The following is a 24,106-nucleotide window of genomic DNA, read 5'->3' as shown; positions in this document are numbered from 1 at the left end:
CCGGTCACATCCCCACCCCTCCCCGTCCCAGACCGGTTCGCGCGCGGCCAGCCATCCCCCAATGGCTGGCCGCAACTTTTTTTGGGGCGAGCAATCAGCCCTGCGACGACCAGGGCACGCGCGCGGCGGTGAAATCGCGCCACGTGCGTTGCAAAGCGGGCTGCACGCCGATCGATGCACGGGCCTGCCAGCCGGCGATCGCCGCAGCCGCGACGGCGCTGTCGCGTTCAGTACCGAGCCCATCGAGCAGCGATGCCGTGACCGCCATATCGTTGAATGCGCCAAGCTCCTCCTGCAAGGCTGCGAGCCTGCGCGAGAAACGTCGCGCCGACTTGCGATCCTCGTACAGCGGCAGCAGGAACTCGCTGAGATAGCGCAGCCGCTTGGTCGCGAGCCGCACCCGGTGCAGCTCTTCTGCAGGAAGCGACTTGAAGCGGCGGCCGCGCTTGAGCACCTTGGCGTATTGCTCCGACAAGATGCGTCGCGCGAAGTCGACGGCAGGTTCGGCGAGCTGGCCGAGATCTTCGGCGGCAACGTCGTTGCGCCAGCCTCGCGTCTCGATCCAGTTTCCGAGGCCGATCAGGAACACGGCGCAGCGGCGATCGTCGAGCGCATCATGCGCCTTGCGATAGGCGTCCGACTGGCGCTCGGCCGCAGCCCGGCCCAGCGCATCGAAGCCGGCGACCAACGGACAGGCCTGTGCGATCGTCGGCAAGGTATCGAGCTGGAACACGTCCCAATCACGGGCGGCGGAGAGGTCTTGCGCCAGCCATTTGACCTCCGACCGCAGCGCGTCGAGATTGCTGAGCGTACCGACCGACCTCATCAGGTCGAGCGCCGATCGCAGCCGGCGCAGCGAGACGCGGAGTTGATGCACGCCTTCCGGGTTGCGCCCGTCCTCGGCGGCCGGCAGCGACTGAAGCAGATGGAGGAAGCAGGAGCGCAGGATCGTCGCGAAGGCCTCGTCGAGCGTGACCGACGCATCGAGGCGAAGTTTTCGCGGGCGACGTGCCGGGGGCGGCTCATCGGCGGCAAGATCAAAGCCGCGCGCCGACTTGGTACGGATAGACGGCTTCACCGCACCCTGCTCCGCGAGCCGCAGCGCGACCTCGTAGATCGTGCTGGCGCTGCCGCTCTTCAGCTCAAGCTCGATCTCGCTCACCTGTAGCGTGCGATCGCCAGCCGTCAGCTCGCCTTGATCGAAGGCGATTTCGACCGCGCCGGACGACAAGTCGATCATCCTCGCGTGACGACGGATGTCGGCGGTGAAGACGGCTTCGAGCGGCTGCGTCACGAGGTTGCTACGAAGCTTCTCCGGAATGAAGGGCATCGCCAGAGCGAGATCGGGCGCAAGCGATGACACGCTCGCCTCCCACTCGCCACGGCGCAACGGATCGTCCGCGGCGTCCGTCTTCACCGTCTGCACGAAGCGCGCGCCGCTCTGGCGGACGCGCAGGCTCAGGCCATTGCGCCGAAGCAGGCGCTCGGCCGTGTCGTAATAGACCGACTTGAGATGCTTGCGCGTGCCCTTGTTGCGCGCGTTGGCCGTGATGACCGGCGCGGCGTTGAAATGCGCCATGCGATCGGCATCGACGAGCAGCTTGAGCTCGATCTCACCGGCGGGACGCGCAGCAGTGCCGGACTGGGCTGGCTCCGGTGCAGGCGTCGTGTCTTGCGATGGCGTCTGATCAATCACAGCGCCCTCGACGATCGCATGTTCCGGGTCGGGCTCGGCTGCGTCACGTTGCCTGAGGAAGCCGGCGACGACTTGCGTTCTCTTGTTCCTGTCCTTGAGGATAGGATTCCCATCCGGCGCGCTCATGGTTTTGCGAGCCGGCGTAGCGTCTGATTTCAACATTTCCGGTGACATGACAGTTTGATGACAGAGCGCAGCATATAGCTCGTCAGGCCCGCAAGGAATAGCAACGTTACGTCGCAACGCATCATCGTCCACATGCGCCATGCGCGACGCTAAAGATCGGGCAGGACTGTCATAATTCGTCCGGCGTGACGAATTAAATTGCCGCCGCGTACAGTTAGTGATCGAATTGATAGCGAATCTCGTCGTTCTCGAAACCGAGATGAACGCGTCAGCGAGCTTGACTCATGCTAGCAGAAAAATTCTTTCTGGTTTTGGAGACGCTCAGAAGTCACGCCTCCGATGGTGACAGGCCGGAGATTGTGACAAGCCCCGCGCGGCCTCCTGCGCTCCCGGAGATCGCAAAAGGCTCTCGACCAGGAAAGCCGGTTCCTGACCAGCGAGACTAGAGGCGATTGAATTTCGCGGGCTCACACCTGCCCAGCGCGCATCAATGCGCGAGCCTGTTCTTGTAGATCCTGCCGTCCTTCATGATCACCACAAAATTCTTCGCGGGATCTTCGACCAGCTTGATGTCGTCGAGCGGATTGCCGTCGACCAGCAGGAGATCGGCGAGCGCGCCCTCCTCGACCACGCCGAGCTTGCCGGGATAGGGATTGCGCAGGCCCGACAGGCTCAAGAGTTCAGCGTTGGTCGACGTCGCCATCGTCAGCGCTTCGGCCGGCGTGTACCAGCGCGTCAGTGCGGCCAGCATCGAGCCCTGCTTGTCCGCCAATGCCTTCGAGAACAGGACGTCAGTGCCGAACGCGGTCTTGATCTTGTACTTCTTCGCCAGCGCATAGACGCGGTCGGTGCCGGCAACGACCTGCCGCATCTTGTCCTGCTCCGACGGTCCCAGCGCCGCGGCGCCGGAGATATCAAGGAACGGTTGCGTGCTCAGCCAGACGCCCTTCTCCGCGATCAGCTTCGCGCTCGCCTCATCCATGAGATGTCCGTGCTCGATGCATCTCACGCCGGCTGCGATCGAGCGCTGGATCGCGACCGGCGTATAGGCGTGCGTGGCGACATAGGTGCCCCAATTGTCCGCGGCCTCGACAGCGGCGCGCAGCTCGGGCTCGGTGAAGGTGGAGACATCGAGCGGACTGAAGGGCGATGCGACGCCGCCGCCCGCCGTGAGCTTGACCTGCGACGCGCCTTGCATCAGTTGCTCGCGCGCGCGCACGCGCACCTCGTCCGGGCTGTCGGCGACCAGGCTGCCGCCGATCAGCTCCATGCGGCTGAGCATGCCGCCGATGGTTCGCGGCAGATCGGTGAGCTGGCGGAAATCGCCATGACCGCCGGTGATGGTGATGATGGCGCCGGACGGATAGATGCGCGGACCGGCGACGAGACCCTCGTCGATGGCCCGCTTGAGGCCGAAACTCGGCCCGCCCATGTCGCGTATGGTGGTGAAGCCGCGCATCAGCGTCGCTGTCGCCTCGCTGGCGGCGAGCAGATTGTTGTAGCCGACATCGCCGAGGGCCGCGGCCGGCGTCGGGCGCACCAGCATCGCGTGCCAATGCGCGTCGATCAGTCCCGGCATCAGCACCCGGCCGCCGCCGTCGATCACCTGACCGGTGGCCGCGATATCGGCGGTCGAAATCTTCTCGATCTTCCTGTTCCTGATCAGGACGTTGGACGCGGCCGAGAGCGTGGCATTCTTTCCGTCGAAGATCCGAACGTTGCGGAACAGGACGGCGGAGTCCTGCTGGGCTTGTAAGGGCAACGGGCTGCCGAGGCTTCCAATCGACACAAGCAATGCGGCGGCTCTGAAGAGTCCGGCCGGCGTGGTCCAACCCCACATGTCCAATCTCCACGCAGATCCGGGCGAACGCCAGCCAGCTGACGCCGCGCGATGCAGCTATGGATTGATGCCTGCAAACCGCATCGAGTCAATTTGCAACCACAGGGAGGTTTTGCAAATCAGCCATACGGACGCGAAGAGAAGCGTCCCCATCAAGTTGGATAGGCGAATGGGTAAGTGCACCTGTCGCACTCGCGTCGAACTCAAATTAAAAACGCACTATCGATTTCGACCCGCCAGCAACGGTAGATTGCAACTTTCTCGCTCGGGAGTACGATCCTGCGCGGTCTACGCGATTTGAGCCACTGGGCAGGAGGGGCTTGCGGTCGTCTGTAGAATTCAAATGACGAGGCGTAACATGGTGGCGCAAACGAGTGACGGACGCATCCTGCTGGCCAAGAAGCTCGGCGGGCTCATCGCAATCATCTTGGGATGCCTGCTGACGGCCGTAGGCGTGACGTTCGAATACAGCGGCATGACTTTCGTCGGCGTGTTGTTGCTCGTCCTCGGAGCCGTCCTGCTGGTGCTCAAGATCATGAGGCGAAATCAGGAACGTCCGTTCTGACAGACGGCAGGCGGTCACACGCCCAGCACGTCGGCGAGCCGCAACTCGTCGGCGGCGGGATCCTTCAAGAACAGTTCGGCCTCGATCTCGTCCAGATGCGACAGCATCTGCACGCGCGCAGCCTGCTTGTCGCGCTTGCGGATCGCGGCGACGATGCCGGCGTGATGATCGGTGCCACAGGCCGGCGTGTCGTGGCGGCGGTAGAGCAGGATGATGAGCGAGGAGCGCGCGATCAGCTCTTTCAGGAAGCCGAGATAGATGCTGTGGCCACTCATCTCCGCGACGAGGCGATGAAACTCGCCGGAGAGCCGGACCGAGGCGCGCGCGTCACCGCGCAGCTCCGCCTCGCGCTCCTCGGCGAGATGCTGATGGAGGCGATCGATCCAGGCCGGTGACACCGCATCAATCGCGTGATCGACGATGGTCGGCTCGATCAGGCGGCGCGCCTCGAACACTTCACGGGCATCGCCCGGCGTCGGCCGCGCGACGAAGGCGCCGCGGTTCTTCTCGATGTTGACGATGCCTTCATGCGCAAGCTGCTGGAGCGCCGTGCGGACCAGCGTGCGGCTCGCGCCGTAGATCTCGCCGATCTCGTCCTCGCCGAGCTTCGTACCGGGCAGCAGGCGATGCTCGAGGATCGCGGCGGTCACCCCCTCACTGATACGGCTGACGCGATCGCTCGCATCTGGCGCGTCGGATTTCGGGGGAGTCTTGGCGGCCATCAGTTCGAAGGGTTGGGTGTGAGGGCTCGATCGGCGACGTTCAGCCTTGAATGTTAGTCGACGACCTGTATCCAATCACAGGCAAAAGTTTATACAATCCGCGCCCGTTTTGTGTGCAGCGAGACAGACGGGTGCTGGGACGGCCGAAGGCGGCGGATTCGATCTAACGACCTGACTCTGCTGCACAGTTCTGGAATTCAGCCGGCCAAGGGCGGTTGGCACGGACCTTGCGGAGAGACGGGAGCATCGCCCCTCCCTTGGACACGCCATGGCCACTCCCGCCGCTCTCGAACTGGTCGCCGTCACCAAGCGCTACGACACGACGCTGGCGGTCGACACCGTCAATTTGAAGATCCCGGCCGGGACCTATTGCTGCCTGCTCGGCCCCTCCGGCTGCGGCAAGACCTCGACCTTGCGGATGATCGCGGGCCATGAGGCGGTCAGCAAAGGCGACATCATTCTCGGTGCGCAGAACGTGACCGACCTCGAGCCCGCCAAGCGCGGCACGGCGATGATGTTCCAGTCCTACGCGCTGTTTCCGCATCTGACCGTGCTCGACAATGTGGCGTTTGCGCTCAAAATGCGAGGCGTCGACCGCGCGACCAGGCACAGGCGCGCCGGCGAATTGCTCGAGCTGGTGGCGATGACACCCTATGCGGGCCGGCTCCCGGCCCAACTCTCCGGCGGCCAGCAGCAGCGCGTGGCGCTGGCTCGCGCACTGATCACCGAGCCGCAGATCCTGCTGCTCGACGAGCCGCTCTCCGCGCTCGATCCGTTCCTGCGGGTGAGGATGCGCGGCGAGTTGAAGCGCCTTCAGCGCGAGCTCGGCATCAGCTTCATCCAGGTCACCCACGGCCAGGAAGAAGCGATGGCGCTCGCCGACCACATCGTGGTGATGAACCAGGGCAGGATCGAACAGCAAGGCACCGCGCGCGAGATCTTCCACCGCCCCCGCACTGAATTCGTGGCGCGCTTCATCGGCGGCCACAACGTCCTCAGCGACGCCGGAAACCTCATCGCCGTGCGCGCCGATCAGCTCGGCATCGCGCCGTTCGCCGAGGGCGCGTTCGGCGCGCCGGCGCTGCTGACCCAGACCGAGTACCAGGGCTCCTACATCGCCGTCTCGCTCACGCTCGACGACGGCACCGCCCTGTTCTCCCACCTCCCCGAGGCCGCCTTCGACGTCCACCCGTTCCGTCCGGGCGATCGCGTGCTGGCCACCTGGGATCCTGCCAAGGCGCAACGCCTGCAATAGCGCCGATCGATCACTGGAATGCGCAACAGAGGAGTGACTGATATGACCGAGACCACCAGGACGAAGGGCGTCAGCCGCCGCACGCTGCTCAAGGGCACCGCAGGTCTCGCGGGCCTCGCCGCCGGCTCCGGCGCCATCACCGGCTTCCCCTATGTGAAATCGGCCGATGCGAAGGTGCTGCGCTATCTCGGCACCGCCGTGAACGAGGGCGACGACATCTCCAAGCAGTGCCTCAAGGACACCGGCATCAAGATCGAATACATCACCGCGACCACCGACGACGTCACCAAGCGCGTGATGACCCAGCCCAACTCCTTCGATGTGCTCGACACCGAATATTTCTCGCTGAAGAAGATCGTGCCGTCGGGCAACATCCTTGCCCTCGATGCCAAGAAGATCAAGGAATTCGACAACATCACGCCGGTCTTCACCAAGGGCGAGACGCCCGGCGGCAAGAAGATCGGCGGCCAGGGCACGGCGCCCTGGAAGGTGCTTTATCTCGAAGGCAAGGACTCCAAGAAGTTCGCGACGTCGGCGACCGAGTTCGTCACGCTGATCCCGACCGTCTACAACGCCGACACGCTCGGCATTCGTCCCGACCTGATCAAGCGCCCGATCAGCTCGTGGTCCGAGCTGCTCAATCCCGAATTCAAGGGCAAGGCCTCGATCCTCAACATCCCCTCGATCGGCATCATGGATGCCGCGATGGTCGTGGAAGCCACCGGCAAGTACAAATATGCCGACAAGGGCAACATGACCAAGGAAGAGATCGATCTCACCATGAAGGTGATGACCGAAGCCAAGAAGGCGGGGCAATTCCGCGCCTTCTGGAAAGATTTCAACGAAAGCGTCAACCTGATGGCTTCAGGCGAAACGGTGATCCAGTCGATGTGGTCGCCGGCCGTGACGAAGGTGCGCTCGATGGGCATCCCCTGCACCTTCCAGCCGCTCAAGGAAGGCTATCGCTCCTGGGCCTCGGGCTTCTGCGTCTCCAAGGGCGTGTCGGGTGCGAAGCTCGAATGGGCCTATGAGTTCGTGAACTGGTTCCTGTCCGGTTATGCCGGCGCCTATCTCAACCGCCAGGGCTACTACTCCGCCGTGCTCTCGACCGCGAAGGCGCACATGGAGCCGTACGAGTGGGCGTACTGGATGGAAGGCAAGCCGGCCGAGAAGGACATCAAGGCACCCGACGGCTCGCTGCTCGAGAAGGCCGGCGCGGTGCGCGACGGCGGCTCCTACGAGGACCGCATGGGCGGCGTCGCCTGCTGGAACGCCGTGATGGACGAGAACGACTACATGGTCCGCAAGTGGAACGAGTTCATCGCGGCCTAACGTGATGGACACGTCAGAGGACATCCTGCAACAGGCGTCCCCGGGATTGATCCCGGGGTCGGGCACGGCGCGCGCCGCGAAAGCGACGCGCCTGTCGCCGTCCTTCATCTCCTGGCTCCAGGCCGGGCCGATGATGCTGGTGTTTCTCGCCTTCTTCCTGATCCCGCTGGTCTTCGTCGTCATCGTCTCGTTCTGGGACTACAACGAATACCAGCTGCTGCCGGCCTTCTCCGGCCGCGGCTACACCGACACGTTCGAGGGCTGCATCGCGCAGCTCCCCGATCTCTGCACCATCGCCAAGACCTATCTGAAGACGCTGAAGCTGTGCTTCCTGGTCTGGGTCATCACGCTCTTCATCGGCTTCTGGGTCGCCTACTTCCTCGCCTTCCACGTCAAGTCCAAGACCTGGCAGATGGGATTGTCGCTGCTCTGCACGATCCCGTTCTGGACCTCCAACGTGATCCGCATGATCGCCTGGATCCCGCTGCTCGGGCGCAATGGCCTGGTGAACTCCGGACTGGTCAAGAGCGGATTGATCAACCACCCGCTGGAATGGCTGCTGTTCTCTGAATTCTCCGTGGTGCTGGCGCTGGTCCACCTCTTCACCTTCTTCATGGTGGTGCCGATCTTCAATTCGATGATCCGCATCGACAAGTCGCTGATCGAGGCCGCCTATGACGCCGGCGCCACCGGTTTCCAGACGCTGGTCAACGTCATCATTCCGCTCTCCAAGCCCGGCATCGTGATCGGCTCGATCTTCGTCATCACCATCGTGATGGGCGATTTCATCACCATCGGCGTGATGGGCGGCCAGCAGATCGCCGCCGCCGGCAAGATCATCGAGACGCGGGTGAACGCGTTGCAATTCCCGGCTGCCGCCGCGAACGCCGTGATCCTGCTCATCATCACCTTCCTGATCATCACCATGATGTCGCGCATCGTCGACATCAAGAAGGAGCTCTAGAGCATGAAGGAAGGACGCCCGCGCTCGTTCTACGTGCTCGCGATCTTCTTCGCGGCCTATGTGGTGTTTCTCTACGGTCCGATGATCGCGATCTACGTCCTCTCGTTCCAGGGGCCGCAGGGCGGCCTCACTTTCCCGATGAACGGCGTGTCGACCTTCTGGATCGCAAAACTGTTCCAGGGCACCGGCATCGTCCATCTCGGCGCGGCCTTCCGCCGCTCGCTGCTGCTTGGCCTGATCGTGATGGTCGTGACCGTCGTGCTGTCGGTCGCCGCCGGCATGGCCTTCCGCCGCAAGTTCAAGGCGCAGGGCATCTTGTTTTACTCGGCGATCGCGAGCCTCATCGTTCCCTCGATCATCACCTCACTCGGCATCTCGCTTGAATTCCGCATCATCGACGACCTGATCAAGGCGCACTGGAACGAGAATTTCGAGACCTCGATGGGCCTGTTGACCTCGGGCCTCGGTGCGCACCTGACCTGGACGCTGCCGTTCGGCCTGCTCATCATGTTCGCGATCTTCAACCGCTTTGATCCCAGGCTCGAGGAAGCCGCGCGCGATCTTGGCGCGACGCCGTGGCAGGCCTTCCGTCATGTCGTGCTGCCGATCATTCTGCCCTCCGTGATCGGCATCGGCCTGTTCGGCTTCACGCTGTCCTGGGACGAACTCGCCCGCTCCAGCCAGGCGATCGGGGCGGTGAACACGCTGCCGCTCGATCTCCAGGGCCTCACCACCACCGTGACGAACCCCGACATCTATGCACTCGGCACCGTGATCTCGGCGGTGTCGTTCACCGTGATCGCCCTTGCACTCGGCACCATCCACATGCTCAACAAACGGCAGGCGGCCAAGGGCTCGGATGCCGGCCAAGGGCTTGTCTGACAAGGGGCTTGTCTGAACTGATGCGGCTGCACGTCGTCAATCCCAACACCACCGCGTCGATGACGGCGAAGATCGCCGCTGCGGCACGCAGCGTCGCCCTGCCCGACACTTTGATCGATGCGCGCCAGCCCGCGATGGGCCCGGTCTCGATCGAGGGCTTTTACGACGAAGCCTTCGCCGTGCCCGGCATGCTCGGCTGCATCCGCGACGCCGACCGCGACGGCGCCGACGCCCACATCATCGCCTGCTTCGACGACACCGGCCTCGACGCCGCGCGTGCCGCCGCGAAAGCGCCGGTGATCGGCATCGGGGAAGCCGGCTTCCACATGGCGAGCCTGATCGCGGCGCGTTTTGCCGTGGTGACGACCCTCGGTGTCTCGATCGTGCCGATCGAGCATAATTTGCGGAAATACGGTCTCGCCGAGCGCTGCGCTCGCGTCCGCGCCGCCGAGGTCCCGGTGCTCGCGCTCGAGGAGCGCAATGCTGATGCTCTCGGCAAGATCTCCGCGGAGATCACCGCCGCGGTCCGCGACGATCGGGCGGAAGCCATCGTGCTCGGCTGCGCCGGCATGGCTGACCTCGCCGCCGAACTCGCCGCCACACATGGCCTGCCCGTGGTCGACGGCGTCGTAGCGGCGGTCACGCTGGCAGAATCACTGGTGCGGCTGGGACTGAAAACCTCCCGACTCGGGCCCTATGCGGCGCCGCGCTCGAAGACCTATTCCGGACCGTTTTCGCCGTTCCAGCCTTGATCCCGGCTCTTTTCGAGGACCTTGAGGGGTCCCAAGACCAGCTGATTGCTGGTTTTTTCCCGTTAGCCTCTTTTTGGTCCCATTTGTTGCCGAATGGTAACACTTTCGGGACGTCCCGGCGACCTCTGGTTGCCGCACTTCGCCACTCACCAAGTTTCAATTTGGGTTTTGTCAGCGATGATCGATCTCGCCCAGGACAGGCCGTCCAATCCCCTCCTTCGCCTTGGCGCCCAGCCGATCGCGCTGACCGCCGCAGCCCTCCTGCTCCTCATCGCGGGCGTGAGCTCGATCGCGATCTGGCGCGCCTATACCGGCGCAACTCCCGAGACCGACCGGGTGGTGGCGTCGCGGCAGCTCCAGGCCCGCACGGCCCAGGCCTCCGAGCAACTCGTCGAGAAGACCAAGGGTCTCGAGGCGACCCAGCAGGAATCGATCGACCAGCTCCAGGTCGTGCAGGACCAGCTCCAGACGGTGAAGAAGCTGCTCGCATTCCAGCAGGCCGACACCAAGCGACTGTCCGAGCAGGTCACGACGCTGAACGAGTCCATCGACAGCCTTCGGCAGTCCTTTGCCAGCGCCCGGGCCACGGAGGCGGAGACACCCTCGGTTACCCGCAGGAAACCGTCGCGCCGTGTCCACGCCAGCGCCCGCAAGCGCTCGCGCGGCTAGCCGGGTCAGGGTCCGCGACTTAAATTTTTCCACATGTGAACTGGATCACATTCCCCCGTATGATTCCGCGCCATGCTCGCGGTTACCGGATGGCGTGAGCCGATTTCAATGTCCGGGGCTGGCAAGGTCGTTGACGGTATACTGCGTCAACGGCCTTGTTCTTTAGTGGGTCCAGTCTTTTGGCAGATCTGGCTTCCTAGTCTGGCTGAGCCTCGTGGCCGCTATTCGCAGACATCCACGCGGCGGACACGCCAGCCCGACGGCGTCATGACACGCTTCCGCGCGACATAGCAGCCGCCATAACCGCCATCGTCGTAGCCGGTACCAGAGTAATAGGGATCGCCGTAATAGGGGTAGCCGTAGCCGTAATAGCCGCCATAGTAGCTGGCGCCGGCGAGACCTGCCCCGATCGCCACTCCGGGCCAGAAGCCGCCGCCACGCCAGTGACCGCCATGGCCCCAACCGCCACCATGGCCCCAGCCGCCGCCGCCATGACCGAAACCGCCCCGCGCCTCAGCCGCCTGCGGCGCCGACAAGCCGACTGCCGCGACGGCCAGCGCCGCCATCATCATCTTGCGTAACATCACTCGATCCTCCGCGTGGAGACGTTCCACGCTCAAAGCGGGACCAAGCTAACGTCACCCGCGCCTTCCTGACAGCCTCACTGTCTCACTTCCGCGCGAGCATCAGCAGCCGCGATCGAAGCATGTGAATCCGGAGGAAGCTGACGCGCTGCGCGCGCGGACCGCTATGCGGCGGCCGCCATCTTCTCGGCGGCCCACGGCTATTTTCAGCCGATCCGCTTCAGGCCTTTCTTGAAGCGCGGGCCGTTGGCCACGTAGAACCTCGCCGCACTCCCCATCTTCTGCACCTGGGCGTCGTCGAGCGTGCGGATCACGCGCGCGGGTGAGCCGATGATCAAGGAGCGTTCGGGAAATTCCTTGCCCTCGGTGATGACCGAGCCCGCGCCGACGATGCTGTTGCGGCCGATCTTCGCGCCATTCATCACGATCGAGCCCATTCCGACGAGCGCACCCTCCTCGATCGTGCAGCCGTGCAGGATGACGTTGTGGCCGACGGTGCAATTCTTGCCGATGACCATGGGGAAGCCGAGGTCGGTGTGGCAGGTCGAGCCATCCTGCACATTGGCGCCATCGCCGATCTCGATCCATTCATTGTCGCCGCGCAGCACGGCGCCGAACCAGACGCTCGCACCCGGCTTCAGGCGCACGCGGCCGATCACGGTCGCGGTCTCGGCGATGAAGTAATTCCCGTCGGCGGGAAGATCGGGTGCCTGTCCGTCGAGCTCGTAGATCGCCATGGGGTTCTCCTGTCGCGTCGACCCCAGCCATAGCGAAACGGCGACGCGGAGGCAAAGGGCCGCCGCGCCACGCAGCTCTGTCAGACCAGAACGCCGGCGGCGCGTAGCGTCATCAGGAAGAAGGTGCCGCTCATCATGCTCCAGAAGCCGGCGATGACGGTCGCCATCATCACGAATTCGACGCGGCGGCTTTCCACCCGCATGCCGCGCAGCGTGTTGCGCATGATGATGAAGGGCGCCGCGAACACCAGGAACGGAACCGCGGCAAACGTCTTCGGCGCCACGCCGTCCTGCAACAGGCCGAAGCCCGCCGGCCGCTGCGCAAACGCCTGGTATCCGTTCACGAGCGCGCCCGCGAGCGCGAAACCGATGCAGATCGAGAACAGAGAATTGAAGGCTTCAGGTGTCATCGGAACGGTCCGCCCTTACGCAACGCCGGAGCCTTCCTGTGACAAAGAGTGCCGGTTAACGCTACATTATCCTTAAGGGAAGGTTAACGCGGGATCTAGTGATTTCAATGACTTCCCGGGGGGTGGTTTCCCACTTCCGTCCCATTGCTTCCGTGTTGATCCGCCGGGCGGTCGATTGCCTGGGGCGGAGTTGGGGCTACTTCACGACCGAGATGCTGGCCCGACGATGCCGGAGCTTCTCTTGGGCCTTACGCGCCCGCTCCTCATTCCAGGCCGCGATCATCATCTCGTTCGCCCGACGCTTCTCCGCTTGCTCCGCATAGTAGAGCGCGAGCCTGTCGGTCTTGTGCCCAGTCTGCGACTTGATCCCCTTCACCCCAACGCCAGGGAGAAGCGAGATTTCGCAAGCGCCGGTATGCCGCAGGCCATGCATGGTGAAGCCCTTCTTTTGTCGCTTCTTCCGGGCCCCGATCCTCACCAGATGCGCCTTGATCGCAATGCTCAATGACCGAGCCCTGGTCCAAGAGCATCCCCACTTGTTAACGAGGACGTACTCCGATTTGAAATCGGCGGCGGCCGCCACCTCCTTCGCCGCATCAAGCTCCTGGATCAGCTCGTCTGGCAACAGGTGATAGTTGGGCTCCGCGATGACGCCCTTCTTCGTCGTCTTCTCGGGCCAGACGTAGATGCCTTTCCCGTCATAATGCGACCACTTGATCTTGATGGCGTCGCCGCCACGCTGCGTCGTGAAGTGAAGCAGTCGGCGAGCAAGCCGCAGATTGTCCGGCGCCGTCGCGTCGAATTTTTCCTGAACGTCCTCGGGCCAGATCAGGTGAGGCACGCTGTCTGATGTGCTGTGCTTTCGTTCGATCTCCACCGTCGGGTTCGACAGGTCGCTGATGCCGAACTCTTCATTCTCCCGCACCGCGACCCAGATATTCGAAATCAGGGTGAGGTAGAGATCAGACATCGAGCCCCTGCCGTCCTTCTCGAAGATGCCATTGACGAAACGTTGAGCGGCTTTTCTGGTCATCTCGCGCAGCGGCTCATTGCCGATCCTCACTTTCATCTTTTCGAGGAGCGGGATGTAAACGTCGTGCGTCGCTTTCTTCTTTTTCTTGAAGGCCTGCGAGTTGCGATAAATCCCGATCGCCTGACTGATGATGCCTGTCTTTGCCTTGGCGACCTTCTCAGGCCTGGGCTTGGGCGGCTCGGGAGGACTGGCCTCGATCTGCATCCTGCGCAACTTTTCGGCGCAAGCGTCATACTGCCGCTTGAACTCCGCCGACGCCTCATCTATCGGCAGCGGGAACAATTTGCCGCCGAACTCCTTCGGCATTCGGAAATACAGATAAGGCCGCCCCTTCACGACCTTCCTGTAGAGGTAGTCAGCACGTTTTATTTCGACCTTTTGCATCTTCGTCCTCAAGCTCACGCAGGCGCCGCAGCAGCGAACTCTCACTTCCCGGCTCGTCCTTCAGATTGTCGAAGGCCGCATCGAGTTCGAGCCGATCCCAGAGCGAGGCGTTACCCACCTTCACCGGGGGCGGCATCTTCTCGTCTTGCACCATCTCGTAGAACTTGCTGGTCGAGATCGAGAGATAAGCCGCTGCTTGCACTGCCCGCATTGCGCGCGGCGGGTATGACAGACCATCCGCCAACTTTTTCCCCATCGAACGCACCCCTCAATTTACGCGGGAACCCCGCCTCGGACGACGACTAAAAACGCTCGAAAAACGCAATCATTTCATGGCCTTAGAACCGCGCTTTAAGGGCCGCGGGGGCGCCTGCCCCAAACCCGGACAAATCCCCCACACGGCCCGTCAACCCCTCTATCCTGGGCGGCCTTGGCTGAACCCAATCGGCGCCGCATCGGCCTCATCCTCACACAGACCACCGACGCAGGCGAAAGAATTGGCCGCCGCGATCCGGCAGTGCGCCGAGCTGCTGGAGGGTGAGAAGCGCGATGGGGAGCTGCACATCACCGCCGCGATCACCACCAAGGCGTCACCTCGCCGCCGGTCTCAACGCGGATGTCAGTGCCCTTTGGAATTTTCATGTCGGTTCTCCCTTTCTGATTGCTTCCCATTTTTCCATGACGGTCTTGGCGAGCTTGAGCCACGCGATGAGGTCGTCAATCTCGTCCGGCGTGGCGCACTTGCACCAGCAGGTGACACTGACGCCGCCGCCCGCATCGCAGTCGATGCCAATCCTTCACCGCCCGCGCCCACCGCGCTTCGATGCCTTGATGTTGGTCACCTTGCCGATCGCCTCGATCTTGACCTTGCTCTGGGTGTCGATCAGCCGCTTGTTGGCTTCGACCCGCGCCTCACGCTTCGCGCGCAGCTCAGCTTCCTTTGGTCCAACCTTGCTCATGACGGCACGCCCTCCTTGCTATGCCCGGCGAGATAAACCCGCACGATGTTGCCATGCAGCTTCATCATCCTCGCGATCTGGACTTTCGGGATGCCGCGCGCGAGCAGCCGGGTGGCGACCTCAACGCGGGCCTGGACGACGCCGGGCGCATGAGTGACGGGGCGCTCCATGATCGCCTCCGGGGCGATGGCATACTTGCGCGCCACCTCGCCGAGGATCGCGTGCAGCAGGGCGCGCGGCGTCAATGTTGGTTCATGCATCAGCGGTCCCTCCCATGCCAAGGTGTGCGGCAATGTCGACTTCCTCCTCGACGATCCGCGTGGTGAACAGCAGCAGCCGCAGCGCATGCAGCTCGATGTCCAGGCAGTGGGCATAGCCCGCATTGCCCTGCCATCGGTCGCGGGTCGCTTGGATGTGGTAAATGACGTCCTCGATCTCGCGAGATGTCGGCTTGTTGATCACTTCAATACGCCCCTGCAATACCGGTCGATGTCATCGTCGGTCAGGTCGTGTTGCTTCATCATCGTCTCGAACTGCTCCCGCGTGATCAGCCCGTCGCCGAACAGCCCCAGGATTTGGTGCAGTCGTTCGCGCTTGGTCTGCTGTGCCCTCTTCATCCCCCGCCCAGCGCCTTGCGGATCGTGTCGAGCGCCTTCCCGATATGCTCGGCCTCGTGGTTCAGCCGCTTCAGGTCAGTCACGATCGCCTCCGCTTGCGCGGTCGTTTTCTTGACCTCGTCGAGCAGCTTCGATGCCTCCGCGAGCTTCTGCCTGATTTCCTCATTGGCCACTTCGTCGCCGAAATTCTCGTCGCGGATCAGCTTGACCCACGCGCGCGGCACGCCGAGGTCGTTCGCGACCTTTTCATCGGTCCAGCCCGCGCCATAGCCGACCTTGTCGTTGACGTAGACCTCGTTGAGTTTTTCAAAAATGATCCGGCGGTCCTCACGCCCCAACATGCGCGCGGCAACATCCTTGAGCGACTTGATGGGCGTGACTGACACGGGCGTTTCTCCGTTGGTGGCCGCGGCACTATTCTCGGACGCACGCCGGGCGGCGGTGGCCTTGATCGATGAAAAGCATTTCGGGCATCGATGCTGAGCGGGCTTGCTCCCGGTCTTCCAGCCGCGCGTTTCCAGCTTGCGCTTCAGAAGCTGGACTTCCACGTCATCACCGGCCCCGTTCCGCAAATTGTTGGCAGGAACGTTCTCGACCGCGCCGCAATGACCGCAGGTGACGCTGACGCCGCGCACAAACTGCCCGTTGTCGCCATAAGGCACCCTCGTCACGCCAAACAATTCCGCGACTTGGTTCTGCACGCTGCTCATCGCCACTCCCATCCGCCGCCGATTTTCATCTTGATGCCGCTGTCGCGTGATCCTGGCATCGGGCGCCCTTTGCGTTTCTTGATCCCGAGATGCTTCATCCGCACCCGGTTGTTGATGCCCTTCTCGGCGACATCGCGCGGCGTCTTCACCGCGCGGTCGCACGCCTCATGGATCGGCCCGAGATTGCTCTCGCGGTTCTCGCCGCCGTTGACGATCGCCTTGCGGTGATCGCAGACCCAGCGACGCCCTCTGATCTTGACGCCGCATTCGCAGCAGACGCCGTTGAACCGCTCGAACACCCGCACGCGAACGTGCGGCGGGACCGGCGTGTCGTCAGTCTTGCCAATCCATTCTGGAACGGTACGCATCGTCACTTGCCCCAATACCGCGATGCCACAGCAGAAGCGCGACCAGCATCATGCTCGGCAGGCACCAGATCATCAGCCAATAGAGCGCGGTGCTGATCATCAGTGCGCCGTCGCGATGCTGGCGATCACCGCGTAGTTGCAGCCGCGCGCCCTGAGATCGGTTTCCGCGCCGCACGCCTCGCACTGCCCGAAATGGAAGAATTTGTTCGGCTGCCCCATCGTCTGGCGCGAGCCGCACCCCGCGCAGGTGAATTTCTGGAAGACGGTGTGGCCCGCTTTTGCCCAGGTCTCGGCCTCGCGGGCGACCTCATAGAATGGATGGTCCTTCATGCGCACAGCTCCTGGTTTCAGTTCGCTTTCGCCGCGTCGGTGCGCTCGCCGCTGCCGTTGGTCAGGAACATCGGCAACGCCGCGTCATCCTCGGCGGCGAGCTGCCGCTCCTGCAATTCCCGCTCGCTCTCGTGGTACTTGTTGATCCCGCTCACGAGATTGGCTCCGGTCTGATCGAGCAGGCTTTTGATCGCCTCCGCGCGCCGCATGTAATTGTCGCGATCCGCCTGGGTCTTGGCGAGCGCACGCCGCAGGCTCTCGTTCTCGAATTCGATGATCGCCTTGTTGTGCTTCAGCACTTCGTTCTCCGACCGCAGCGATTGCAGTTCGGTTTCCATCGAGGAGATTTCGTTGGCGAGGTTCACCGGTTCTGCTCCTTGGGTTGATCGATGGTGGCCGCGCCGTCGCCGTGGGCTGGGGGCGGAGGCGACGACGCGTCCTCGGCGGATGGCATCACCTCATCCGCCGCTTGACCGGCAGGAATGGTCTTGCCGGACCTCTTGTGTTCGGGGTTCTCTTCCACGCGCGCCGACCTGATCGCAGCGTCGATGTCAGCGGTCATGTCGGTCGCAAGTGCATCCGGCCCGCGCAGCCGCTCGCGCAGGCGCGGTGGCAGGTCGCTGGGCCGCGTAACCTCAACCACTTCGGTGTAACCCGCGCCGACCAGCTCCTCGCGCGAATAGGCACCGGCCACGATGTCGGCGCAGTACATCCGCGCCCAGTCGCGGCTCATGGCGTAGAACATCTGCAGGGCGGGCTTGTCTTCCCACAACGGCGAGCCCTTGATCTGCCCGCGCTCATTGCGCTCCGGGCGCAGCTTGCCCAGCGTGAATTCCTTCTCAGTGCCAACGGGCGGAAACTGGCGCGGCTCCGTCTCGCCCTTGAAGGTGGCAGAGACGATGCACACCAGATCATCGCCCTCGCCCTCATAGCGGGCCGCCAGCCGCGCTTTGATCGGCGCAAACTTCTCGACCATGGTGCGGAAGTACACGCTGTCATAGCCGACGCGTTGCACGCCGTGCTTCTCGGTGACGTACATCATCTGCGCCAGCGCCAACGCGGAGATGCCGATCTCCTGCGAGCGCAGCAGCACCGCCCAGCAGCCACCGACATTCCCCTGCAGCCATGGCGGCAGGATCGGGCCTGCGGTCGCCATCAGCTTGGCGGCTTCGGCGAGCTGGAAGGCGTTCTCGAACTTCAGCCCGCCCATCACGTCGTTCATCGGGATCAGCGAGGTGCGCTCCGGCGACAGCACCTTCTCGATCCTGCCCTCGGCCAGATCGCGCCGGGTCACGCGGCCAGGGTCTTCCATGGTGGTGGTGTCAGTCATGCGCCGTACCCTTCAATGGCAAACCGCCTGCCGCGCTTGCCGGTCAGTGTTTCGGAAACCCGCCCCGCGTTGACGTTGACCATCACCGCAATCTCTTGCTCACTCAGCTTCGGGTTTGCGACCTTGATGTCGTGAATGCGCTGCTTCACCGATGGCGTCAGCTTCACTGAGCTGATCGGCGCGCGGCGGATCGAGCGCTGACGCGGCAGCCACGATCGGACAAGGACCAGCCGCGCCCGCAACGTGTCGGACATCTCGGCATAGGCGATCAGCTCGCCTAGCTCGCGGAAGGCGCGCGGAACGTCGCTCATGCCGCCTCCCGCAGATCGTATTTCAGCCGCTCATCGATCTGCGTCCGCTTCCAGTCGGGCAGATCGATGTACTCGGCATCGTCATGGCCATCGCCAGGACCGGGCCAGACGCCGGATGCAAGGCAATCGGCAATGATGCGCATGGCTGCGACATTCTGCCGGTGCCCGCGCGCCAAATCTTCGTCCTTCAGTTGCGTCACCCGCACCGCATAGGGCGGCGCGCTCTCGACCCAGACCAGCGTGAACGAATTGCCTTCGAGACCAACCTCGCGTGCCCCTTCGAGGATCAGCGCGCCCTGCTGATGGTAGGCGTAATCAACGATGCTCATCTGCAGATCGCGGTACATCACCGACTGCGTGGTCTTCAGGTCGGCAAAGTCGCCGCTGTCATTCGGGATCGCATCGGGCCTGGTCTTGATCCACAGCCCGGTCGCCTTGTCCTTCCAGAACATCGAATGCTCCAGCAGCCCGCGCAGGATGCCCGCGCGGATCAGCGGGTGCAGCCCAAGCGATGCCGCCATGCCCGTCATCTGCTCGACGTTCTTCTCGGTCAGCACGGTCTTGCCGTCGCGCTTCCAGCGCTGCAGTTGATGCTGGCAGTCGTGCCGGTTGCCATTCCACTTCGATCCCCTGAACGTCTCGGGCCGGATCACGAAGCGGTCGCCGAAGCCCGGCTCGCGCGCGACCACCCAATGCAGGGCGCTGCCCAGGCTCATCGCCTCGCTCTCCTTCGGCTCGGCGCGGTTGGGGTTGAGCGGGGACTGCGCGTAGGCGTGCGCTGGCGATTTCGTGCTGATCGCCCGCAGCGTGGTCGACGAAACGGACGGCCCGACGCAGATGTCGGCGCGATGGTAGGTGTCGTTCGGAATGCCGCTGTAGATGCCCGGCTGCGAGATCGGCTCGCCATTCCATCGGATCACCTCGATCATGCGATCACCTTCAGCGCTTCGATGGTCTCGGCGTGGTACTCGGCGCACAATTCCGCTTGCAGCGCCTCGATCTTTTTCTTCTCCGCCATCTCCGCATTCCGCCGTTCCCAGGTGGGCAGAAGCGCAGCGGCGAGCGACCTCGCAATGGTAGCAATCGATTGGTCCGACATAGCAAAGCACCCTGTGTGAAGGCGCGTCAGCGCTATTCCGCCAGTTCACGCTGCGCGTGTTGTTGATTGTCCCGAGACGCAGGCGGTAGGTCTCGATCCGCCCTGTGAGAAAAATATGAACCAAAAAAATCGGGCTGTCGCGTCAAGCAGGTTTACGCTGGCGAAATTATTTTCAGCGAACGCGATCTAACGCGCCGCGTAACGCGACGGCGAACGGAAAGTAAATCACGAGCAACAAGGGAGGTCGCGCCGAAGCGCTCCCTAATAGGTAATAGATATATTTCTTAAGCCGCGCGTAGCACGAAGCGTGCCAGCCGCTTCGGCGATCATCGAAAATAAATCGCCTAACGGACGTTGGCTAACGGAATGCGGCAACATCGTGCGCTCGCAGTGCAGCGAGTAAAGTCGCTTGACGCAGATCGCGCTCGAAACTTTTTTTTCTGCTTGACCGGGCTTTCGCGCCTGCGCCAACAATAGCGACTGCACAGCCAACCACCTTCGATGAAATGCCCGAGTTGTTCGGAGCGCGCATTGAGCGCGCGCGCCACTGCTGTGCCGCGATGCCATCTATCAAAGGAGCCAACATGGCGAGCCCAGCCACCACGAACGAACCATCAACCGAGCACGTGCAGGAAGCCGTCGACCAGATCGAAAAGCTCGACGCCGATCTGATGGCCGAGAAGATGGCCTACATGTCGAAGTGCAAGACCATTCGCAAGATCAAGGCTGATGCCTACGATCACGCCAGCGACCAGGGCATCAGCAAGAAACTGCTGAAGAAAAAGATCAAGGAGCGCGATCTCGGGCGCAAGATCGACCGCATCACCGCCGACCTCGAAGACGACGAGCGCTCCGAATACGAAATGCTGTCCGAGAAGCTGGGCGAATTCGCCGACACGCCGTTGGGCAGTGCGGCGCTCGCACGGGCTGACGGGGGCAACATCCATCGGACGGGTGCGTGATGCGGAAGATCGAAGCACATCCCGACGCCGCGATTTTCCCGATGATGTCCGCCGACGACCTTGCCAATCTGGCGGCAGACATCAAAGCGCATGGCCTTGTCCACCCGATTGTCATCGGCAAGATCGAGGTTGCTGACGGCAAGACCAAGGAGGTCATCGTCGATGGCCGCAACCGTTACGAGGCCTGCGAGATCGCAGGCGTCGAGCCGAGGTTCGCCGAACTCAACGGCCACGATCCCAAGGCGTTCATCCTGTCGAGCAACATCGCCCGCCGCCACATGACGGCGGGCCAGCGCGCGATGGCGTATGCCCGGATTTATCCGACACAGGGCACCCGTGGTCGCGGAAATAAAATCCCCAAATTTGGGGAATTTACAGGCGTCACCTCGCAGCGGGTGGCCGACGCCCGCCTCATCCTCGAATGGGCACCGGACCTCGTCGATAACGTTCAGAACGGCAGCACCATCATCTCGGAGGGCGTCAAGGAAGCCAAGAAGCGGGCGGATGCCGCCAGCACCGAGGAAGCAAAACTCGATCAGCTTCGCAACGCTGCCCCTGATCTGGCTGATCTTGTCGCCGAGGCACGGATGAAGCTCGACGAGGCTACCGCTGCAGCAAAGGAACGGGCTGACAGCCTGATCCGACAACGCAAGCTGGTCGCCGAGGAGATGGCGCGGACGCTCGACTTCTTCGTGCAGGACAACCTCGACGCCGAAACTCGCGCCGAGCAGATCGCCGCTCTGTTCGATGTGACCCAAGCAACCGCCGAAATGAAGCAGATGTCCGAGACCTTGGCACTGCTCATCTCGCATGCCCAGCGGGGGGGCACTCATGGCGAATAAGATGAAGTTCGCGCGGCTCTATCGTACATGCGACAGGATCGCCGACCCCATTTTGGCAGAGAACGGCCGCTATAACCTGACGCAGATCAAGGTCGCGCTGAAGGAGCGACTGATCAAGGCTGCGGCAGATGGTGATCCGCTGGTCGATTTCGATATGATGGCGCACGACGTGGTCGCCCGGTGGGACGATCAGAAGCGCGCCGCCGCAGAACGGGATGTCGAAAAGTCCGACAGCACCTTCGTTTATGTCCCTGACTTGCCGTGCGCGTTCGGCGACGGCACGCGCGTCCCGCTTCAAAATCTTTCGCGAACGGAATTTTACGCTTGGGATCGGTTGCAGGATGCGGCGCTCGATGTCGTGCTGAAAAAGCACGGCATTCGCAAGGAATATATCAATTCACGCAAGCGCGCTTGGCTCCCTCATCATGAAACGCTCAACGACGTCGAGACCCAGGTGTTCGGCTTCGTAAAGTCAGAACCAGTGGATCAGCCCGAGACCGAACCGGTGTAGCGCCCATGCCCGCGTCCGTGCTTGCGCTCGACCTTGCATCTGTTTCTGGCTGGGCCGTTGGCGAGCCGGGCGGCAAGCCCGCGCATGGGTCGCACCGCTTCGCATCAGCGGGCGCATCGCATGAGGCGATCTTCGCGGGTGCGGTGCGATGGCTTAACGGCATCCTCAACGAATACGATCCGCGTATTGTGGTGTGGGAAGCGCCGATGCCGACCTCGTTCAAGACCAGCAACACCAACACCACGACGCTGCTCTATGGGTTGCCCGCCGTGATCGGCGCGGTCGCATACCTTCGCGGCATTTACGACATCCGCAAGGCCAGCACGAGCGACGTGCGCAACCACTTCATCGGCAGCAACCCGAAGCGCGCCCAGGCGAAGCCCCTTGTCGTCCGTCAATGTATCGCGATGGGCTGGCCCGTAAGCGACGACAACGAGGCCGACGCCCTGGCGACGTGGCATTACCAGTGCTCGCTTCTCAACCCAAAACTTGCGCTTGTCCCAACCCCATTGTTCGGACGGTCGGCGTGAACATGCAGCATGGCAACTTCGAAGCCGAGGACAACCGCGACCTGTACGATGCAGGCGGGCAACCGCTCAGTGACCGCCATGCGGAAGAACAGCTCTTGGGCGCGCTGCTATTGAAGCCGCAGGCCGTCGACAAGGTGGTCGAGATCGTGCGGCCAGCGGATCTGATCGACCCGTTCAACCGGCAGATATTGGAGTGCCTGTTCAGCGCGCATGGCAACGGCGGCGAGGTCAGCATCGATGCGATCAACGCCAAGCTCGGCGGCAAGGATGCGCTGATTGGCGATGGGCTGACGGTCGGGCGCTATGTCGCGCATCTGATCGCCGACGCCGACACCAGTAACGATCTGTACGATGTCGCGGACCATCTGCAGCAGATCAGCGAGCGCCGCAAGACCGGGGAAGCCTACGACATCGACTGGCGGCAGCCGTTCGTCTCGCGCTTCGGCGGGCTGCGCTGGGAGGAGATTGCCACGCTCGGGCACGCCTCCGGCTATACGTGGCTGATCGAGGACATCTTCCCGATGGGCGAGATCAGCCTGATCTTTGGCGACAGCGGGTCTGGCAAATCATTCGGCACCTTCGATATGGCCATGGCGGTCGCGCGCGGGCTGAAATGGAACGGCAAGAACACCGAGCCGGGCCTTGTGATCTATGTCGCCGCGGAAGCTGGCAAGGGGTTCGGCAAGCGCAAGCTCGCCTATTCCATCGAGCACAATCTGCCGCAAGACGCTGATATCCCGTTCTATCTCTGCACCAAGCGGCCAGACTTTTTTGCCAGTGATGCCGATGTGCTCGCGCTGATCGAGGAGATCATCACCGTCTCCAAGACCTATTCGCAAAAGCTGGTGCTGATCGTGCTCGACACCCTTTCGGCGCTCGCCCCCGGCATGAACGAGAACGCCAGCCAGGACGTGTCGATGGTGCGCAAGCGGCTGGTCGTTCTGCAGGAGAAGTTCGACGCGGCAATCTGCCTCGTTCACCACAAGCCTAAGGGGGGAGCAACCCCGCGCGGTCACTCATCGCTGACCGCCGACTTTGAGACGACGGTCGAATTCGAGATCGTTACTGACAAGCGGACGCCGACCGGCGGCAATATCCACCGCGCCACGGTGCGCAAGCAGCGCGAGGGCAAGGCGGGCCTTCGCTGGGAGTTTACCCTGCCCGTGGTCACGGTCGGGCGCAACAAATGGGGCAACGAGGAGACCTCATGCGTGGTGATCCCGTTCGAGACCAGCCAGTCCACCGCGCGCGGCGGCTACAACGGCAGCGCCAACGAGCTGCTGCTGATGCACGCGCTCTACGATGCGCTGGGCGACTACGGCGTCGCACCGCCCTTCCCGCTCCCCGCCGCGATCAGCAAGGTGGTCGATGTCGCCCATATCCGCACCGCCATGCGAGCCAAGGTGGTCGATAGCGACACCGATGAGGAAGCCGCTGACAATCGCTTTCGCGGCGCGTTCAAGCGCGCGGGCGACAAGCTGCGGGATGCAGGCATCATCGGCATCCAGAAGCCGTTCTGGTGGGCGACAGGCAAGCCGGTGAACGGCATGGGCGGGTGAAAATATGCGAGCTAACGCGGAGAAAAT

General features: G+C 63.0%; 31 protein-coding genes. 12 read left to right on the top strand and 19 right to left on the bottom strand.

All coding sequences use genetic code 11. The features are described from left to right. Nucleotides 1–94: 94 nt before the first annotated feature. A complete protein-coding gene (locus ACVJ5M_RS19275) occupies nt 95–1,858 on the bottom strand; it encodes a CYTH and CHAD domain-containing protein (protein WP_166342419.1) in 1,764 nt (587 codons plus the stop codon). Between the two features lie 451 nt (nt 1,859–2,309). After that, nucleotides 2,310–3,662, bottom strand: a complete 1,353-nt coding sequence (locus tag ACVJ5M_RS19270) for a metal-dependent hydrolase family protein (RefSeq protein ID WP_166342420.1) — start codon at nt 3,660–3,662, stop codon at nt 2,310–2,312. A 358-nt stretch (nt 3,663–4,020) separates the two neighbouring features. Between ACVJ5M_RS19270 and ACVJ5M_RS19265 the strand changes: the two genes are divergently transcribed. Next, a complete protein-coding gene (locus ACVJ5M_RS19265) occupies nt 4,021–4,227 on the top strand; it encodes a hypothetical protein (RefSeq protein WP_063982481.1) in 207 nt (68 codons plus the stop codon). Between the two features lie 14 nt (nt 4,228–4,241). Here the strand turns inward: ACVJ5M_RS19265 and ACVJ5M_RS19260 are convergent, their stop codons facing one another. After that, nucleotides 4,242–4,949 carry a GntR family transcriptional regulator gene (locus ACVJ5M_RS19260; protein WP_354097530.1) on the bottom strand — a complete coding sequence of 236 codons (708 nt, stop codon included), beginning with the start codon at nt 4,947–4,949 and terminating at the stop codon, nt 4,242–4,244. 268 nt (nt 4,950–5,217) lie between these two features. Here ACVJ5M_RS19260 and ACVJ5M_RS19255 point away from each other — a divergent pair, with 268 nt between their 5' ends. The 6 genes from ACVJ5M_RS19255 to ACVJ5M_RS19230 all read left to right on the top strand — a co-directional run bounded on the left by ACVJ5M_RS19255 (nt 5,218) and on the right by ACVJ5M_RS19230 (nt 10,803). Continuing rightward, complete coding sequence (locus ACVJ5M_RS19255; RefSeq protein WP_063982479.1) at nt 5,218–6,204, top strand: ABC transporter ATP-binding protein; 987 nt, start codon at nt 5,218–5,220, stop codon at nt 6,202–6,204. A gap of 42 nt (nt 6,205–6,246) precedes the next feature. After that, nucleotides 6,247–7,536, top strand: a complete 1,290-nt coding sequence (locus tag ACVJ5M_RS19250; RefSeq protein ID WP_028150047.1) for an ABC transporter substrate-binding protein — start codon at nt 6,247–6,249, stop codon at nt 7,534–7,536. Nucleotides 7,537–7,540: 4 nt separating this feature from the next. Further along, nucleotides 7,541–8,500 carry an ABC transporter permease gene (locus ACVJ5M_RS19245; protein ID WP_041958636.1) on the top strand — a complete coding sequence of 320 codons (960 nt, stop codon included), beginning with the start codon at nt 7,541–7,543 and terminating at the stop codon, nt 8,498–8,500. 3 nt (nt 8,501–8,503) lie between these two features. Next, nucleotides 8,504–9,382 (top strand): ABC transporter permease, encoded by an 879-nt coding sequence (locus ACVJ5M_RS19240; protein ID WP_354100279.1) that lies wholly within the window; start codon nt 8,504–8,506, stop codon nt 9,380–9,382. Nucleotides 9,383–9,402: 20 nt separating this feature from the next. Beyond that, nucleotides 9,403–10,134, top strand: coding sequence for an aspartate/glutamate racemase family protein (locus tag ACVJ5M_RS19235; protein WP_166353239.1), 732 nt, complete (start codon nt 9,403–9,405; stop codon nt 10,132–10,134). A gap of 177 nt (nt 10,135–10,311) precedes the next feature. Continuing rightward, on the top strand, nt 10,312–10,803 hold the full coding sequence (locus tag ACVJ5M_RS19230; protein ID WP_166342423.1) for a hypothetical protein: 492 nt from the start codon (nt 10,312–10,314) through the stop codon (nt 10,801–10,803). A 221-nt stretch (nt 10,804–11,024) separates the two neighbouring features. On the opposite strand, the gene ACVJ5M_RS19225 is transcribed toward ACVJ5M_RS19230, so the two are convergent. The 16 genes from ACVJ5M_RS19225 to ACVJ5M_RS19150 form a co-directional block, all read right to left on the bottom strand. Next, nucleotides 11,025–11,387, bottom strand: coding sequence for a hypothetical protein (locus tag ACVJ5M_RS19225; RefSeq protein WP_354097529.1), 363 nt, complete (start codon nt 11,385–11,387; stop codon nt 11,025–11,027). Nucleotides 11,388–11,593: 206 nt separating this feature from the next. After that, nucleotides 11,594–12,124, bottom strand: coding sequence for a gamma carbonic anhydrase family protein (locus ACVJ5M_RS19220; RefSeq protein ID WP_166342424.1), 531 nt, complete (start codon nt 12,122–12,124; stop codon nt 11,594–11,596). 80 nt (nt 12,125–12,204) lie between these two features. After that, nucleotides 12,205–12,534: a DUF6949 family protein gene (locus ACVJ5M_RS19215; RefSeq protein ID WP_014494286.1), complete on the bottom strand. Its 330-nt coding sequence runs from the start codon at nt 12,532–12,534 to the stop codon at nt 12,205–12,207. A 196-nt stretch (nt 12,535–12,730) separates the two neighbouring features. After that, nucleotides 12,731–13,951: a tyrosine-type recombinase/integrase gene (locus ACVJ5M_RS19210; RefSeq protein ID WP_456679372.1), complete on the bottom strand. Its 1,221-nt coding sequence runs from the start codon at nt 13,949–13,951 to the stop codon at nt 12,731–12,733. Continuing rightward, on the bottom strand, nt 13,923–14,195 hold the full coding sequence (locus ACVJ5M_RS19205; RefSeq protein ID WP_354097527.1) for a helix-turn-helix transcriptional regulator: 273 nt from the start codon (nt 14,193–14,195) through the stop codon (nt 13,923–13,925). Before ACVJ5M_RS19205 ends, ACVJ5M_RS19210 begins: the two co-directional genes overlap by 29 nt. 553 nt (nt 14,196–14,748) lie before the next feature. Then, nucleotides 14,749–14,910, bottom strand: a complete 162-nt coding sequence (locus ACVJ5M_RS19200) for a hypothetical protein (protein ID WP_354076516.1) — start codon at nt 14,908–14,910, stop codon at nt 14,749–14,751. Next, nucleotides 14,907–15,170: a hypothetical protein gene (locus ACVJ5M_RS19195; protein WP_354100277.1), complete on the bottom strand. Its 264-nt coding sequence runs from the start codon at nt 15,168–15,170 to the stop codon at nt 14,907–14,909. Before ACVJ5M_RS19195 ends, ACVJ5M_RS19200 begins: the two co-directional genes overlap by 4 nt. After that, nucleotides 15,163–15,372: a hypothetical protein gene (locus ACVJ5M_RS19190; protein ID WP_354076514.1), complete on the bottom strand. Its 210-nt coding sequence runs from the start codon at nt 15,370–15,372 to the stop codon at nt 15,163–15,165. The genes ACVJ5M_RS19195 and ACVJ5M_RS19190 overlap by 8 nt, the downstream gene beginning before the upstream one ends. After that, on the bottom strand, nt 15,369–15,527 hold the full coding sequence (locus tag ACVJ5M_RS19185) for a hypothetical protein (protein ID WP_354076512.1): 159 nt from the start codon (nt 15,525–15,527) through the stop codon (nt 15,369–15,371). The genes ACVJ5M_RS19190 and ACVJ5M_RS19185 overlap by 4 nt, the downstream gene beginning before the upstream one ends. After that, nucleotides 15,524–16,237 (bottom strand): hypothetical protein, encoded by a 714-nt coding sequence (locus ACVJ5M_RS19180; RefSeq protein WP_085398699.1) that lies wholly within the window; start codon nt 16,235–16,237, stop codon nt 15,524–15,526. The genes ACVJ5M_RS19185 and ACVJ5M_RS19180 overlap by 4 nt, the downstream gene beginning before the upstream one ends. Next, complete coding sequence (locus ACVJ5M_RS19175; RefSeq protein ID WP_354076510.1) at nt 16,234–16,605, bottom strand: HNH endonuclease; 372 nt, start codon at nt 16,603–16,605, stop codon at nt 16,234–16,236. The genes ACVJ5M_RS19180 and ACVJ5M_RS19175 overlap by 4 nt, the downstream gene beginning before the upstream one ends. Nucleotides 16,606–16,704: 99 nt before the next feature. After that, on the bottom strand, nt 16,705–16,935 hold the full coding sequence (locus ACVJ5M_RS19170; RefSeq protein ID WP_085398701.1) for a hypothetical protein: 231 nt from the start codon (nt 16,933–16,935) through the stop codon (nt 16,705–16,707). Between the two features lie 17 nt (nt 16,936–16,952). Beyond that, nucleotides 16,953–17,300, bottom strand: a complete 348-nt coding sequence (locus ACVJ5M_RS19165) for a hypothetical protein (protein ID WP_354076507.1) — start codon at nt 17,298–17,300, stop codon at nt 16,953–16,955. Further along, nucleotides 17,297–18,265, bottom strand: coding sequence for a hypothetical protein (locus tag ACVJ5M_RS19160; protein ID WP_354076505.1), 969 nt, complete (start codon nt 18,263–18,265; stop codon nt 17,297–17,299). Before ACVJ5M_RS19160 ends, ACVJ5M_RS19165 begins: the two co-directional genes overlap by 4 nt. Next, on the bottom strand, nt 18,262–18,576 hold the full coding sequence (locus ACVJ5M_RS19155) for a hypothetical protein (protein WP_354076503.1): 315 nt from the start codon (nt 18,574–18,576) through the stop codon (nt 18,262–18,264). The genes ACVJ5M_RS19160 and ACVJ5M_RS19155 overlap by 4 nt, the downstream gene beginning before the upstream one ends. Further along, entirely contained in the window at nt 18,573–19,505 is a 933-nt protein-coding gene (locus tag ACVJ5M_RS19150; RefSeq protein ID WP_354076501.1) for a PD-(D/E)XK nuclease-like domain-containing protein, read from the bottom strand. The genes ACVJ5M_RS19155 and ACVJ5M_RS19150 overlap by 4 nt, the downstream gene beginning before the upstream one ends. A gap of 754 nt (nt 19,506–20,259) precedes the next feature. On the opposite strand from ACVJ5M_RS19150, the gene ACVJ5M_RS19145 reads away from it, so the two are divergent. The 5 genes from ACVJ5M_RS19145 to ACVJ5M_RS19125 are packed head-to-tail and all read left to right on the top strand — an operon-like array spanning nt 20,260 to nt 24,079. Further along, entirely contained in the window at nt 20,260–20,637 is a 378-nt protein-coding gene (locus ACVJ5M_RS19145) for a hypothetical protein (protein WP_085398706.1), read from the top strand. Then, nucleotides 20,637–21,479, top strand: coding sequence for a ParB/RepB/Spo0J family partition protein (locus tag ACVJ5M_RS19140; RefSeq protein WP_354076498.1), 843 nt, complete (start codon nt 20,637–20,639; stop codon nt 21,477–21,479). The genes ACVJ5M_RS19145 and ACVJ5M_RS19140 overlap by 1 nt, the downstream gene beginning before the upstream one ends. Next, a complete protein-coding gene (locus tag ACVJ5M_RS19135) occupies nt 21,469–21,990 on the top strand; it encodes a hypothetical protein (RefSeq protein ID WP_085398708.1) in 522 nt (173 codons plus the stop codon). Before ACVJ5M_RS19140 ends, ACVJ5M_RS19135 begins: the two co-directional genes overlap by 11 nt. Before the next feature lie 5 nt (nt 21,991–21,995). Beyond that, on the top strand, nt 21,996–22,520 hold the full coding sequence (locus ACVJ5M_RS19130) for a hypothetical protein (protein WP_161495749.1): 525 nt from the start codon (nt 21,996–21,998) through the stop codon (nt 22,518–22,520). A gap of 2 nt (nt 22,521–22,522) precedes the next feature. After that, a complete protein-coding gene (locus tag ACVJ5M_RS19125) occupies nt 22,523–24,079 on the top strand; it encodes an AAA family ATPase (RefSeq protein ID WP_354076586.1) in 1,557 nt (518 codons plus the stop codon). The last annotated feature ends 27 nt before the right edge of the window (nt 24,080–24,106 follow it).

The sequence above is a fragment of the Bradyrhizobium sp. S3.7.6 genome (genome assembly GCF_054061875.1).
This window is presented reverse-complemented; position numbering and strand designations above follow the sequence as displayed.

Excerpts from the sequence above, each read along its gene's own strand:
- ACVJ5M_RS19270 (WP_166342420.1), bottom strand. The coding sequence starts at position 3,662 with ATGTGGGGTTGGACCACGCCGGCCGGACTCTTCAGAGCCGCCGCATTG.
- ACVJ5M_RS19255 (WP_063982479.1), top strand. The coding sequence starts at position 5,218 with ATGGCCACTCCCGCCGCTCTCGAACTGGTCGCCGTCACCAAGCGCTAC.
- ACVJ5M_RS19130 (WP_161495749.1), top strand. The coding sequence starts at position 21,996 with ATGCCCGCGTCCGTGCTTGCGCTCGACCTTGCATCTGTTTCTGGCTGG.
- ACVJ5M_RS19250 (WP_028150047.1), top strand. The coding sequence starts at position 6,247 with ATGACCGAGACCACCAGGACGAAGGGCGTCAGCCGCCGCACGCTGCTC.
- ACVJ5M_RS19210 (WP_456679372.1), bottom strand. The coding sequence starts at position 13,951 with ATGCAAAAGGTCGAAATAAAACGTGCTGACTACCTCTACAGGAAGGTC.
- ACVJ5M_RS19230 (WP_166342423.1), top strand. The coding sequence starts at position 10,312 with ATGATCGATCTCGCCCAGGACAGGCCGTCCAATCCCCTCCTTCGCCTT.
- ACVJ5M_RS19170 (WP_085398701.1), bottom strand. The coding sequence starts at position 16,935 with ATGAAGGACCATCCATTCTATGAGGTCGCCCGCGAGGCCGAGACCTGG.
- ACVJ5M_RS19225 (WP_354097529.1), bottom strand. The coding sequence starts at position 11,387 with ATGTTACGCAAGATGATGATGGCGGCGCTGGCCGTCGCGGCAGTCGGC.
- ACVJ5M_RS19160 (WP_354076505.1), bottom strand. The coding sequence starts at position 18,265 with ATGACTGACACCACCACCATGGAAGACCCTGGCCGCGTGACCCGGCGC.
- ACVJ5M_RS19235 (WP_166353239.1), top strand. The coding sequence starts at position 9,403 with ATGCGGCTGCACGTCGTCAATCCCAACACCACCGCGTCGATGACGGCG.
- ACVJ5M_RS19145 (WP_085398706.1), top strand. The coding sequence starts at position 20,260 with ATGGCGAGCCCAGCCACCACGAACGAACCATCAACCGAGCACGTGCAG.
- ACVJ5M_RS19215 (WP_014494286.1), bottom strand. The coding sequence starts at position 12,534 with ATGACACCTGAAGCCTTCAATTCTCTGTTCTCGATCTGCATCGGTTTC.
- ACVJ5M_RS19265 (WP_063982481.1), top strand. The coding sequence starts at position 4,021 with ATGGTGGCGCAAACGAGTGACGGACGCATCCTGCTGGCCAAGAAGCTC.
- ACVJ5M_RS19180 (WP_085398699.1), bottom strand. The coding sequence starts at position 16,237 with ATGAGCAGCGTGCAGAACCAAGTCGCGGAATTGTTTGGCGTGACGAGG.
- ACVJ5M_RS19135 (WP_085398708.1), top strand. The coding sequence starts at position 21,469 with ATGGCGAATAAGATGAAGTTCGCGCGGCTCTATCGTACATGCGACAGG.
- ACVJ5M_RS19220 (WP_166342424.1), bottom strand. The coding sequence starts at position 12,124 with ATGGCGATCTACGAGCTCGACGGACAGGCACCCGATCTTCCCGCCGAC.
- ACVJ5M_RS19150 (WP_354076501.1), bottom strand. The coding sequence starts at position 19,505 with ATGATCGAGGTGATCCGATGGAATGGCGAGCCGATCTCGCAGCCGGGC.
- ACVJ5M_RS19185 (WP_354076512.1), bottom strand. The coding sequence starts at position 15,527 with ATGAAGAGGGCACAGCAGACCAAGCGCGAACGACTGCACCAAATCCTG.
- ACVJ5M_RS19175 (WP_354076510.1), bottom strand. The coding sequence starts at position 16,605 with ATGCGTACCGTTCCAGAATGGATTGGCAAGACTGACGACACGCCGGTC.
- ACVJ5M_RS19260 (WP_354097530.1), bottom strand. The coding sequence starts at position 4,949 with ATGGCCGCCAAGACTCCCCCGAAATCCGACGCGCCAGATGCGAGCGAT.
- ACVJ5M_RS19240 (WP_354100279.1), top strand. The coding sequence starts at position 8,504 with ATGAAGGAAGGACGCCCGCGCTCGTTCTACGTGCTCGCGATCTTCTTC.
- ACVJ5M_RS19125 (WP_354076586.1), top strand. The coding sequence starts at position 22,523 with ATGCAGCATGGCAACTTCGAAGCCGAGGACAACCGCGACCTGTACGAT.
- ACVJ5M_RS19275 (WP_166342419.1), bottom strand. The coding sequence starts at position 1,858 with ATGTTGAAATCAGACGCTACGCCGGCTCGCAAAACCATGAGCGCGCCG.
- ACVJ5M_RS19245 (WP_041958636.1), top strand. The coding sequence starts at position 7,541 with ATGGACACGTCAGAGGACATCCTGCAACAGGCGTCCCCGGGATTGATC.
- ACVJ5M_RS19155 (WP_354076503.1), bottom strand. The coding sequence starts at position 18,576 with ATGAGCGACGTTCCGCGCGCCTTCCGCGAGCTAGGCGAGCTGATCGCC.
- ACVJ5M_RS19140 (WP_354076498.1), top strand. The coding sequence starts at position 20,637 with ATGCGGAAGATCGAAGCACATCCCGACGCCGCGATTTTCCCGATGATG.
- ACVJ5M_RS19200 (WP_354076516.1), bottom strand. The coding sequence starts at position 14,910 with ATGAGCAAGGTTGGACCAAAGGAAGCTGAGCTGCGCGCGAAGCGTGAG.
- ACVJ5M_RS19195 (WP_354100277.1), bottom strand. The coding sequence starts at position 15,170 with ATGCATGAACCAACATTGACGCCGCGCGCCCTGCTGCACGCGATCCTC.